10 protein-coding genes are annotated in these 11,409 nt (G+C 52.6%); 2 read left to right on the forward strand and 8 right to left on the reverse strand.

Annotation, left to right across the window (positions count from 1 at the left end):
• Positions 1-9 precede the first annotated feature (9 nt).
• Positions 10-684 (forward strand): hypothetical protein, encoded by a 675-nt coding sequence (locus ACRRQW_RS21035; RefSeq protein WP_438483644.1) that lies wholly within the window; start codon positions 10-12, stop codon positions 682-684.
• Positions 685-724: 40 nt separating this feature from the next.
• Here the strand turns inward: ACRRQW_RS21035 and ACRRQW_RS21040 are convergent, their stop codons facing one another.
• On the reverse strand, positions 725-2,077 hold the full coding sequence (locus ACRRQW_RS21040; RefSeq protein ID WP_438483646.1) for an exopolysaccharide biosynthesis polyprenyl glycosylphosphotransferase: 1,353 nt from the start codon (positions 2,075-2,077) through the stop codon (positions 725-727).
• Positions 2,078-2,284: 207 nt separating this feature from the next.
• Here ACRRQW_RS21040 and ACRRQW_RS21045 point away from each other — a divergent pair, with 207 nt between their 5' ends.
• A complete protein-coding gene (locus ACRRQW_RS21045) occupies positions 2,285-3,760 on the forward strand; it encodes an O-antigen ligase family protein (protein ID WP_438483648.1) in 1,476 nt (491 codons plus the stop codon).
• Between the two features lie 80 nt (positions 3,761-3,840).
• On the opposite strand, the gene ACRRQW_RS21050 is transcribed toward ACRRQW_RS21045, so the two are convergent.
• From ACRRQW_RS21050 to ACRRQW_RS21080, 7 genes are all read right to left on the reverse strand, one after another.
• Positions 3,841-5,253 (reverse strand): exopolysaccharide biosynthesis polyprenyl glycosylphosphotransferase, encoded by a 1,413-nt coding sequence (locus ACRRQW_RS21050; protein ID WP_438483650.1) that lies wholly within the window; start codon positions 5,251-5,253, stop codon positions 3,841-3,843.
• Between the two features lie 254 nt (positions 5,254-5,507).
• On the reverse strand, positions 5,508-5,795 hold the full coding sequence (locus ACRRQW_RS21055) for a hypothetical protein (protein WP_438483652.1): 288 nt from the start codon (positions 5,793-5,795) through the stop codon (positions 5,508-5,510).
• Positions 5,796-5,820: 25 nt separating this feature from the next.
• Positions 5,821-8,025 carry a hypothetical protein gene (locus tag ACRRQW_RS21060; RefSeq protein ID WP_438483654.1) on the reverse strand — a complete coding sequence of 735 codons (2,205 nt, stop codon included), beginning with the start codon at positions 8,023-8,025 and terminating at the stop codon, positions 5,821-5,823.
• Between the two features lie 131 nt (positions 8,026-8,156).
• Positions 8,157-9,377, reverse strand: coding sequence for a glycosyltransferase (locus tag ACRRQW_RS21065; RefSeq protein ID WP_438483656.1), 1,221 nt, complete (start codon positions 9,375-9,377; stop codon positions 8,157-8,159).
• Positions 9,374-9,892, reverse strand: a complete 519-nt coding sequence (locus tag ACRRQW_RS21070; protein WP_438483658.1) for a hypothetical protein — start codon at positions 9,890-9,892, stop codon at positions 9,374-9,376. Before ACRRQW_RS21070 ends, ACRRQW_RS21065 begins: the two co-directional genes overlap by 4 nt.
• A 1-nt stretch (position 9,893) precedes the next feature.
• Positions 9,894-10,598: an exosortase-associated EpsI family protein gene (locus ACRRQW_RS21075; RefSeq protein WP_438483660.1), complete on the reverse strand. Its 705-nt coding sequence runs from the start codon at positions 10,596-10,598 to the stop codon at positions 9,894-9,896.
• On the reverse strand, positions 10,585-11,409 hold the full coding sequence (locus ACRRQW_RS21080) for a glycosyltransferase family 2 protein (protein WP_438483662.1): 825 nt from the start codon (positions 11,407-11,409) through the stop codon (positions 10,585-10,587). The genes ACRRQW_RS21075 and ACRRQW_RS21080 overlap by 14 nt, the downstream gene beginning before the upstream one ends.

Below are 11,409 nucleotides of genomic sequence, written 5' to 3' on the forward strand. Positions count from 1 at the left end.
GATTCCCCGATGAGCCTCATCAACGAAGCCCTCAAAAAAGCCCAACGCCAACGCAGCGGCGAGAACGTGACGCCGTCTGCAACTGCTGGCGCGAACAACGAGCCGGCGGTGCGGATTATCCGGCGCGAAAAGCCGGTTGGCTTTAATTCGTTTGTGATCCGCCTCGCGCTTGGGCTAGGAGTGTTAGCATTGGTCGTCATCGGCGGAGTCTTCACGGTGCGCTTTTTCACCGAAACGGCGCCTGAAAAATCCATCACGAGCGCGGCCACCACGCCGATTAAACCCACGGAGCCACTTGCCGCCAAAGCTGAGGACTCGTTTAAGGTTCCTGTCGTGACCCCGGCTTCCAGCGCTTCCGCTCAAGCAGAGCCGGCAACGAACAGCGCGAGCACACTCACGCCCTCCGCAGCCACGACCATCTTACCCGTGGAAATCAAACTGCCGCCCCCGCCAACTCCTGTCGGCCCAGCGCGCATGGACACGAAGACGATCGCGGTGATTGAAGGTTTGCGCATCGCGGGCATCCGCGCCTCGGCGAGCGACAGCAAAGTCTTAATGAACGATCGAGTTTATCGCGCGGGTGACACCATCGATCACGAACTCGGTCTCAAACTTGTGGAAATCGCCCCCAGCGCGCTCACGTTCCAGAAAGAAAACGGATCCCGTTACACGCGGAATTTTTAGTCGCGTAAACACCCAAAGGCACGAGCGCTTCCGAGCGTCATCAATAAGCAGATTTGGGCGGATTAAAAATCTGCACAAACGTGCGCAGGGTGATTTGCGCATCCAACCAGATCGACCAATGCGCGATATAGTAAAGATCGAGCCGGATGCGTTCCTGCAACGCTTCCGGTGTCGTGATTTCCCCGCGAAACCCTTCGCTTTGCGCGAGACCGGTAATTCCTGGCTTCACCCAATGCTTCGAGCGATAGGCCTTCACCTGCCGCTCAAATTCCGCGTCCAACAACGGCATCACCGGACGCGGCCCGACAATGCTCATATCGCCCGTGAGCACATTCCAAAACTGCGGAAATTCATCCAAGCTATGCCGCCGCAAAAAACGTCCGAGCGGATACACGCGGGCGTCGCCGGCCTGAGCTTGTTGCGCCTCCGCGTGAGGATCGCGAGATCCGTGGTGCATGGAGCGAAACTTCAGCATCGGAAACTCGACGCGCGCTTCTCCCGAGCGAGCCCGCACATGAAACAAGGGCCCCGGCGATTGTTTGCGCTGAATCAGCCACACCACCGCAATCAACACGGGTAACACCAGCACTACAACAGGCAGCGCGACCAGAATATCGAACGTGCGCTTCAGCGCCCGATTAAGCGGCTCTTCCAATGGCTCGCGATGAAGCGCGAGGAAACGATAGCCGCCCTCATCGACCGAGATCAACGGATGCCCGACAATCTCATCAATCTTGTGCTGGATCAGCAACCGGCAGCCCCGGGCTTGGCATCGCCCAATGATTTCACGCGCGAGATTTTCATCAGCCGGTAAATCCATGAAGATCACCTGCCCGACAGATTTTTCGTCGAGCGTTTGCACGAGCCCATCCAACGCTGACACGGCGGACTCGCCATCCAGCGAAATAAAACCCGCCGAAAGCAGCCCGAGGTGTGAACGTTGCGCGAGCCAGGTTTCCAAAAATGGTAACGACTTCGCACGCCCGATGAACAATGTCGGCACACGTTCGCTCCGGCCATAAAGCGCGCCAGCCAGCACCTTCGGCAGCACGCGATGAATCCACGTCAGCCCGAGCCACGTCCAGACGAGAAACGTGCCGAGAAACAAACGGCTCATGTCTCGATCGAGCGTGGCAAACATCATCGTGAAAAGCGCCAGCGCGATCAGCACCACCTGGCCGGTTGCCAGCCCCGCCGCCTCGGCCCCGGTCAGTCGAGTAATTTTATCCTCAAGTGCACGAATGCGCCCGCTCCCCAGTAGCAACCCGATCAACAAACACAGAAAATAAGGCACCAAGTTAACCTCGCGACTCAACCGAATCACCGGCACGTAGCGCATGATCAATTCCGCGTAGGCCCAAAAGAAAACGGCGACCGCCAGAATAACAATCATGCCGTGAATCCGAACAAGTCCACGGTGACGGTTGTTAATCATGAGCGAGCGAACGTAGCAACCGACCTCGATCCCGCAAGTTCGGATCAATCCGAACAACTGGCAGCCAATACCTTAGCATTCTCCTGACGCGAATCTTCCTCGACGCTCCTTGAATGCCTCACCTTACTCGTCTGCGTGAGCCCTGAAACGCCGCACCCGTCACTGATGCAAAAATTCCGTTCTGAACGGAAACGACTGCCACTCCACCCGCTCGAGAAAGCCGTTGTCGCCGCGGTGGCGATTCACCTGTGCTTTCTGCCGTGGGCGTTGGGTAGCACGCGGGCATGGGCGCAGATCATCAGCCTGTGCCTCGCGACCGTTGGGTTCGCGATCGCATTGCTTCCTCGTGACTATAATTCGGCCCAATCCGGTGGCACGCCGTTTCGATTGAGCCCTTGGCCGCGCCTGCTCAAGTTCCCGCTTTTCTGGGTCGGCCTAGCCCTGCTCGTCTACATTGTTATTCAGGGGCTCAACCCCTCTTGGGCTTTTGAGCAAAACGAGAAGGTTTGGTGGCTGCGTCGCATTGAAAGTATCTCCTGGCTCCCCACGAGCGTCGAAGCCCCGTTCGAACGTTTTAATGCGTGGCGTGAGTTGATCATCTACGCATCAGGCTGGTTGCTCGTTTGCACATTATGGATCGGCATTACAAGGAAACGCCCGCTCCAACTCCTGTTGATCATACTGGTGAGCAATGCCTGCGTGCTGGCGTTGGCTGGGTTTGCGCAAAACATGTTATTTCATCGAATCATCCTAGGACTGATTCGGGCGCCCGACAACACGACGCCGTTTGCCACATTTATCTATCATAATCACGCAGGTGCTTACTTCTCCCTATTAATCGCCTGCACAGTCACGATGTCCGTAATTATGGCAGATCAGCGCATCGCCAAGATGCGTAAATCTTCGCCCTCAAGTCTCTTTATTGCTGCTGCTATTTTGTTAAGCGGGGCGCTGCTGGTTATTTTGTCTCGGGGAGCCATCCTCTTAGCGGGAGCATTTTTTGTGAGCTTCGGCCTGTGGCTTTGGCTACGCGGTCGTTTGAAGCCGCAAGCCGGCTTAAATAGCACAGTAAACTTATTGGTCATCGGATTATTCCTCGGCATCGCAATATTCACAGCCCGGAGCTTGGATTTTTCTAACATCGGGGTTAAGTTTACTAAACTATACCGCCAACAAGGAAAAGAGGAGAGCGCGCAGGGCCGCATTCTGGCTCATAAATCGGCTCAACAAATGCTTTCGGATCACTGGGGCCGTGGTGTCGGTTCAGGGGCCTTCAGCTATCTCTTCCCAGCTTACATCAATAAATACCCTGAAGCCTATCAAGACGGCAAACTCTTCTGGAGGCATGCGCATAGTGACTGGCTGGAGATTCCAATCGAACTTGGGCTCGTGGGTTGCGCGATTTTATTGCTCGGTGCCGGCGTAGTAGTGATTTTTTTTATCAAACAGCGAGCCAAATGGTCTTCGCCAGTATTTGTGCTTTTAATCGGATCAGGCCAAACGCTGGCACATGCTTGGTTTGATTTTCCATTTCAATCTCCCGCTGTGCTCTACACTTGGCTCGCCTTAATTATCATCGCGATGCGGTGGCTGGAACTTGAGACCTCAGCGGAAACAACACGCGATCCGGCTGTCGGCTAGTGGTATCCCAAAACAGGCCACTGAGCAATCGACGAAACCCATCGTGTTGAAATCTGCTGTAATCAGCTGACGCACGCTGCTCAATAAGCCGACTTTGGCGGAAATAAAATCTGATGGGCCGTCCGCATGATAATCTCCAAGTCTAACCATAACGACCACTGGGTGATGTAAGCCAAATCGTATTCGATGCGCTTGTGCAGCAATGTGGGATCGGTGATCTCGCCACGGAAACCATTGCATTGCGCCAAACCGGTAATTCCGGGCTTAACGAAAAACCGCGTGCGGTAACTGTTCATTTCCTTGGCGAAAAGCTTGTCGTGCGCGATTAAATGTGGACGCGGCCCGACCACACTCATGGTGCCAAAAAGCACGTTAATAAATTGCGGAAATTCATCGAGACTGCTCTTCCTCAAAAATTCGCCGAACGGATAAATACGCTTATCCCCTTTGCTAGCCTGTTTGGCTTCTCCGGCAGAATCCTGCCTAATGTCATACATCGAACGAAACTTGTGCAGCAGGAAAACGCGATGGCTGTGACCCGTTCGCTCCTGAGAGAAAAAGACCCGGCCCGGGGCTTGGATTTTTTGCATGGCCCAAACTAACAATGCCAGCGGCGGCAGCACAAATAGCACCACAGGCAGCGCAATCAGGATATCAAGCAAGCGCTTCATCAAGCGATTTAGCGGATCCTCCAGCGGTTCGTCCTGCAGGGTATAGAATTGGTGGCCGGCCTCGTTGACCGTCACCAAAGGGAACTGCAAATGATCCGACAGATTGCTGTAGATCAAGAGGCGGCTACCCTTTGCCTGACACGTTTCAATGATAAACCTCCCTTCGCCGGCAGAACGCGGGATCTCCAGCACGACCACCTGCATAATGGCACGTTCCTCGATCAAAGTGGGCAAATCAGCAACCCCTCCGACGAACGTCGGAAATGAATGAGCGATCGAATGACCACTGAACGTCACAAAACCGACCGGTTTCAGCCCAAGCGCCTCCTTGGAAGCCAGCCAGTTTTTCAGCTTTGCCAAACTGCCTTCACTCCCCACGAACAACGTGGGAATCCGGTGTGATGTTTCGAAAAAAATCCGAGCCAGCACCTTGGGCAGGCTGTGATTGAAGAACAACAGCGCGCACCAATTAATCACCAAAAAAGAGCCGATAAAGACACGGCTGATATCGCGATCCTTGAAGGCAAACGTCATCGCAAACACCACGAGCGAAACCACGATCATTTGCCGCACCGTAAGCTGAATCGAATCCATCCAGCCAAAACGATGGTAACGCGAAGCCATCTGATGCAGATGCCGGGATCCGACGATCATCCCAAGTTCGACGCAAACCAGATAACCCACCAGATTCACTCCAGAACTCAGTTCTGCAAAAGGCAGATAACGGTAGATCGACGCATAGGCCAGCAAGATGGCGCCGGACACCAATGCGGTGGCCGCAATGTGCAGGTTAACAAGTCCGCGCAAGCGATGGGCTATCATGTGTGGTGACGGAGCGAACGACGGCTTCGAAGGTGATCCCGACCGCAGACGCTGACATTCATGCTCTAAAGCGCTGCATGCCTTACAAGGGCGAAATGATCAAATTAAAGATGCAATTTTATGACCATAGCAGCTCGACCTATGGTCGCGCAAAAAGCCTTGTGATTTAATCACACCTCCGGCCGATATTTAGGTTCGCCGACTAGTGAAACCATCCCAACTGCAGTCTCAGTCGCAATAGCGAGTTTTTGATCTCACCCGCGACCCTGCTTGGAACTCATCTTCGGCCGACGCGCGACTTTTCCGCGCTCACTGGCGGTCGTTCGCGATACTTGATCATCAACCCCATTAAACGGAGCACCTTCCAATAACGCGGCAATAACTTTTTTGGAGCCGAGCACCTCCGCCACAACCAGCCCAAGCATAAATAATCTACCCACATCGGAATCCGCACCTGATCTCCGCGTAAAAATCCAACCACCGCTCCGATACATTGAATTTCTGGTCGATAAGTCGGCGTTGAAGCCTGCGATCTGGTTCATCTATAAAAGACTCTTCAAACACGTTTCATTTGCCCATTCCGCCCCACCCTTTCTGCCGTGCGTACGCAACCTGCAGTTCATCTTGAAGTGTATTTTTAGCATGCCGGAATTCCATCGAAACCGAGAACGGATCATTTGCTTTGCGAATAAAAAATCTCAGTTGGATTTCCTCCACCTGCTCCGGATGGAGACGCGGATCGTCAGTGATCCTCCCCCAAGCGTAGCTGTTAAAATCTGCTAAATTGAGCCAAGCTTCGTCGTTGGGTCCGGAATAGCGCATGCCGACATTTTCCCAAATGGCAAAACGCCGGCCGACCCGATCCACCAAATCGACTCGCACCCGAGCCGCCGCTGTCATGGGACGGTTTGTTTTCAGGTAGATAAACCCTTTCTTCGGCAATTTTTTAACCCGTGCAATCGCGATCGGAGGAGCCAATGGATCGTTCGGGATCGATTCCGCCCATACAGTCAGACTGGAAGGTTTGGGGCTAAGAGCCTGGAGCTGTGAGTTAATGGCTGGTAACTCGGCAACTTGAAAGGGTTTCACTGGGACGGCTTCTGCCTGCAGCTTTAATCCGTTAAATCCTGTCCATACGCCGCTTTCGCTCGCTTTAGTCTGCCCCGGAAAAATGGGATGTTTTGTTTCCCTTTTCTTGAGAGCTGCCAGCCGGAGTGGAACACTTACAAAATCTTCCTTGATTGGCGCACGCTCAATCCCGAAGTGAACCGGTGACCGGCGGCCATCATCGCTCACAAATTCTGCCGTGTAAAACTCCGAAAAATAACCCGATTGCCTCGCGGTAATTATTACTGGCACTGAAACCACGCCCATTGAGGGGACAATTATCTCTTCCACTTTGCTCGCCGACAGGTGAGAGCACACCGCTGATTGCTCATGGGGGTTTGCTCGTTGCAGCTCAATTGTCGCGAATTTCAATTGTCCTCCGTTCAACTGACCGTGAATCGCTTGCTCGCTGAAATTGTATAACTTGAACGCCCCCACAATCGGTTGATCCCCTTTGAAGCGATACGTGCCCGAAACCTTGTGCGTGACCGTAGTCTCATTGTCCGGCAGCCACTGCACCACCAGCGGGTTAGGATTCGCAGGGATCCGCGCGAGAGGCCGCTGCGGCCATGCATTCTCTCGAGTGAACTTTGCATAAGCGTTCCAAGCCGGCAACGGTTTGGTCGCCGATAACGTCATGGCATAAGGATCGCCTTTGTGCACGAGGATGAAAGGCATGAATATCGACACACGCGAATGCGCCAGCGCCTGCTTGGCCGTAGATACGGTAAACTCCGCCTGCAACTGCCGGCGCACCGGGTTGAGAAAATCATCCGGATCAACCGCATTCATTCCCGATTCGGTCACCCAAAATGGCAGTGAATTGCTACGGTCAACAGTCAACCGTTCTTGGCCCGCCCCCTCCCACCCACCGACTAGCGTTGACCGCCCACGATCCACTGAATCCCAGCGCTTCACGAACGCCGCATGCACATTAATCACGGAGGTAAAATCTTCCGCGTGCCCATAGAAATGAAAATTATAAGCGTCGCTATATTCCAGCAGCCTATTCCGCGCCGCTCGCTCTAACCACGGCCCTGGAGCGTTTCCCAAAGCTCCCATTAGAACAAAAGGCTCAGGCCGCCTTCCATGCTCCTGTTCCCTTTCTCCTATCGTCGACTTCTCATCTCCGTAAGCAAGTGCGCCACGTTTGATCCCCAAATACACTGCTTTCTGAAACGCAGCCAAGCGATCAGGCAGATCAGTGCAATAACCTAGATCCGGCTCACCCACCATTTCCCACGCATCGACATGCAACCCATATTTTTTCTGCATCGACTGCGCCGAGGCAAATACCGACAACAAATCTTCTCGCAAATGATTACCTCGCTGTTGGGGTCTACTGTCTTCGAGCTCAATAAACGAGACCACCTTGAATCCCTTATTCTGTTGTTCGGCCATCCAGATATTCGGATTTCGTTCGCGCAGCCACCGAATTGTCGAGCTACCCAAAAGATCTAAATAAGACGAACGATCGGGTGCGTTCGTGTTAGAGCTCAGCCACGCATCAATGCCCCATCCTGACCGCTCCCCTGCGCTCAATGGCTTGAACAGTGAGCCGCCTAGGAGCACAATTAACAAAAGATGTAATTCGACCAAAGCTAGGCCCTGCAAAGAGAAACCCGTTTTTGCCCGCTCAAACTTCCTCGGTGAAGATACTGGCATTATGAAGATCTAAAGTCACGTGCACGCTGTCTTTCCTCGCAAGGTGAGGATGTGCATAACGGAGCCTTCATTCTAACTTGGGACAGCTGTGGAACCACAAAAACCCAAAATCGAGTTGGGCAAAATTTCCTCTAAACTTGGTTACCGCCTGCCTGATCATCTGAACCGTTCGCTCCTTTCAATCCATACGCTTCCATCGCACGCACCAGCGAACTTGCAGCTTGCTCGATTGAGAAACGAACCTCAAAGGAAATCCTTGCTCGCTGCCGCATCAGTTCCCACTCGGCGCGGGGCGTCTGCAGCCAGCGTTCGATCAAGTTTATAGTTCCTTGCTCAGTATCGGTATCCACAAAGCCCGCCCGGTCGTTACAGATTTCACGCCAGATATTAACTTGGTCACTGATGAGCACCGGCACCTTGCAGGCCAAAGCTTCCGCAACAGCGATGCCGAAATTTTCTTGATGCGACGGGAGCACAAAAGCCTCAGCGCTATAAAAAGCTCCCCATTTCAGATCTCCTGTAATCATTCCCGTCCACGTAATCCGATCTTGTATACCGAGCCTCTCTGTCAATTTTGCCATCTGCTGTCCGTAGTCGTGCTCATTTGGTCCAGCCATGACCAAATGCAGTTTTGCGGTTACTTCGACGGGAAGGCGTTCAATCGTTTTAGCCAAGGCTCGAAAAAGCAAATCCGGACCTTTTTTGACATGCACTCGCCCTAAAAAAAGCAAGGTGCGCTTATCCTTCAGGTGGGGGAATTTTTCCAGAAATGAATGCCTTTGCTGCTCGGCGTTACCTACGGGGCCTGCCGTGCCGTAGTTCACAACAAACTCTTTGCAGCGATACAGCCAAAAAGACTCCCGCGCCAACCGCCGCTCTTCTTCGCAAGTGAATAGAACCGAGGTAGCGTCGCGTAAAACGCGATAATCGGCCCACGGCCAATAAAACCATTTTTTAAGGTGCTTCAGAGGATATGTCCGCTTAAACCAAGGATCTAGCATCCCATGCGTGTAGACAAAATAAGGCGTGTCCGTGCCTCGCAGCGCTCGCCATACCCCCAGCGCATTATATTGCCAAATGCCATTGATCACTACGACGTCATAATTTTTACGGTGCTCTTGCAGCCACGGCTTTAATCGCGTCGAATAGCCGTAAAGCATGAGACTGGGGCCGACTGCGTGACAAACAAGTGGACACGCTTTCACCCAAGGGTCGTTTGGATCATCCAACGAAACTACTTCGACCATATGGCCATGCGCTCGATTAACCGCCGAAAGTTGCTTTAGACCTTCGATCGGCCCGCCACCAGCGGGGTTAACCGAGCGAATGGAATGAAGTATACGTAGTTTCAAAGGGAAGTTTTGGAGTTGCTGGCGAGCACACTGGAGCACGAGGGACAGGTCTTAAATTCGACTTGGGCTTGAGTATTTGCCCGAAGAAAGGCGGGAAAGTCCGTCCAAAAACCGTCGCCACCATCCACGCGATGGCAGGCACAGCAGACGGGAAGAAGGCCTTCGAAAGCACGCAGGCGTTTTTTCGCCAGATTAACTGTCCGTCGAAAATGACTAACACTAAGTTGAATAAAGACAAAAATAGCTAATCGCGACGCAGTGTTAATAACGGCAATCCACGTCGAAGAATACTCTTTGCCCGCAGCGACCTCCGCCCAAAGCGTAATCAACGCGCAAACCAAAGAGGTTAACCAGCCCGCAGGACTTCGCAGATACCATGCGGCGAAGGCCACGGGCAGGGCATAAAGAGCACCCAGTTTGATTTCATAGCCTGTATAGAAGTCAAAAAAACCGATCAGAACCAACTGTCCAAGCAATGCGCATACAAGTCTAACGATTCGATAGTTACTTTTCATATTAGATACTCTCCGCTGAAAAAACCGCAGGAAACTGGCCCAAAAAAATCTGAACAGGTTCTTGCTTCAGGAATTCTTCCCCAAAACTTGGCGCGTGTATACGCACCAGAAGTTGATCCTGCCGTTGGCCTTTTCGTCTCACCAGCCAAACCCACATTTCGCGCAACGTTGGAAGCAAGGATTTCCGGTCAAAACTCCGGTCAACAAGTTCATTGCCCCAAAAATGCCACCAAACCGCAGAAACCGGCTGATTATTTGGGAATACAAACTCGCGCGCCTCCGCTGGAACAGTCAATTGAACTCCGACCTGCAGACGCCTGGTTTCCCGTCCTGAGTTAAAACGCGCTCCGTTGGCGATCCAACAGCCATCTGGCGTGTGCCCGGCGATCTCGCGGATCGAAATACTCCCCTGCTTCCAAAACATCGCGTAAAGGAACACCTCCTGACTGGCTTTCCGATAGACGCGGTAGACGTAATCATCGTAATTCAGGATACGCTGGGAAGCCTCTAACGCCTCCATGGTGCCGAGAGGCAGATCTTCACCCACCCAGCCATTAATATCCTTTGGCAGACGCTTAGCCAGCGGCTCATGCGCGTCTGGCGGAGCTTCGCCCGGCCCGAAAAAGACAATGACAGACAATGCGGTAACCAAGCAAAAAGCCGCCACACCCAACCAACCAAAACGAATAAATTTATTTACGCCCATAATCGACCTCCCGCTGTTTCAGGACTATAAAGTATTCATAAATACTTTGCAGATAACAATAAGTGACGCCTGCGCGACCATCAAGAAATCCCAGACGCAGAAAAAACATGTAGCAAAATTTAACCAGCGGTCGAAACGGCATTCGATAAAAAAATTCTTTCTGATGAAAGCGCCTTTGAGTGAAATCATTGGCATTAAATGCCAACCACAAAGAAAAGGGGGTTTGATTTCGCCGATTCTCCAAAATTGTCATTGCTTCCAAGTCGGCGTATTTAAGGTGGCGCTCCAGCCAGAAGCCTACGCCCTTGCTGAAAGGAAAATGATCCAGATAACCGCCAACTTCACCAATGAGTCCATCCACAATGGAAACAGGATTAACGAGGCGCTCATATCGCATCTTGGACGGCCGAAACAAACGAAGATAAAACGGCGAAATCTGCGCGTGTTTCAGCCAAGTCCCGTCACTGAAAAAATCCCGTCGACGTAATCGAAAAGCACTCTCCGGGGCACCGTCCTGACCTGCAGCCAGAGCCGCCTCCTTAAGTTCAGCCGACACACGCTCATCGGCGTCGATGTAAAGCACCCACGCATACTTGAACGGGATGTTCGCGAGGCCCCAATTCTGGTGAGCGGACCAATTGTCAAATTTGCGCTGTGTGATCACACACCCTGCCGCTTTGGCGATTTCAACTGTCCGATCAGTGCTGAAAGAGTCGAATAAGTGCACATCATCACACCACGCGACAGACTTTAAGCAGTCAGGTAGATCCTGCTGTTCGTTTTTAGTGAGAATGAGAACCGAAATAGACAT

The organism is Oleiharenicola lentus (assembly GCF_051660365.1).
GTDB lineage: Bacteria > Verrucomicrobiota > Verrucomicrobiia > Opitutales > Opitutaceae > Lacunisphaera > Lacunisphaera lenta_A.

Coding starts and splice junctions, on each gene's coding strand:
- ACRRQW_RS21035 (WP_438483644.1), top strand. CDS start 10: ATGAGCCTCATCAACGAAGCCCTCAAAAAAGCCCAACGCCAACGCAGC.
- ACRRQW_RS21040 (WP_438483646.1), bottom strand. CDS start 2,077: ATGATTGTTATTCTGGCGGTCGCCGTTTTCTTTTGGGCCTACGCGGAA.
- ACRRQW_RS21045 (WP_438483648.1), top strand. CDS start 2,285: ATGCAAAAATTCCGTTCTGAACGGAAACGACTGCCACTCCACCCGCTC.
- ACRRQW_RS21050 (WP_438483650.1), bottom strand. CDS start 5,253: ATGATAGCCCATCGCTTGCGCGGACTTGTTAACCTGCACATTGCGGCC.
- ACRRQW_RS21055 (WP_438483652.1), bottom strand. CDS start 5,795: ATGAACCAGATCGCAGGCTTCAACGCCGACTTATCGACCAGAAATTCA.
- ACRRQW_RS21060 (WP_438483654.1), bottom strand. CDS start 8,025: ATGCCAGTATCTTCACCGAGGAAGTTTGAGCGGGCAAAAACGGGTTTC.
- ACRRQW_RS21070 (WP_438483658.1), bottom strand. CDS start 9,892: ATGAAAAGTAACTATCGAATCGTTAGACTTGTATGCGCATTGCTTGGA.
- ACRRQW_RS21075 (WP_438483660.1), bottom strand. CDS start 10,598: ATGGGCGTAAATAAATTTATTCGTTTTGGTTGGTTGGGTGTGGCGGCT.
- ACRRQW_RS21080 (WP_438483662.1), bottom strand. CDS start 11,409: ATGTCTATTTCGGTTCTCATTCTCACTAAAAACGAACAGCAGGATCTA.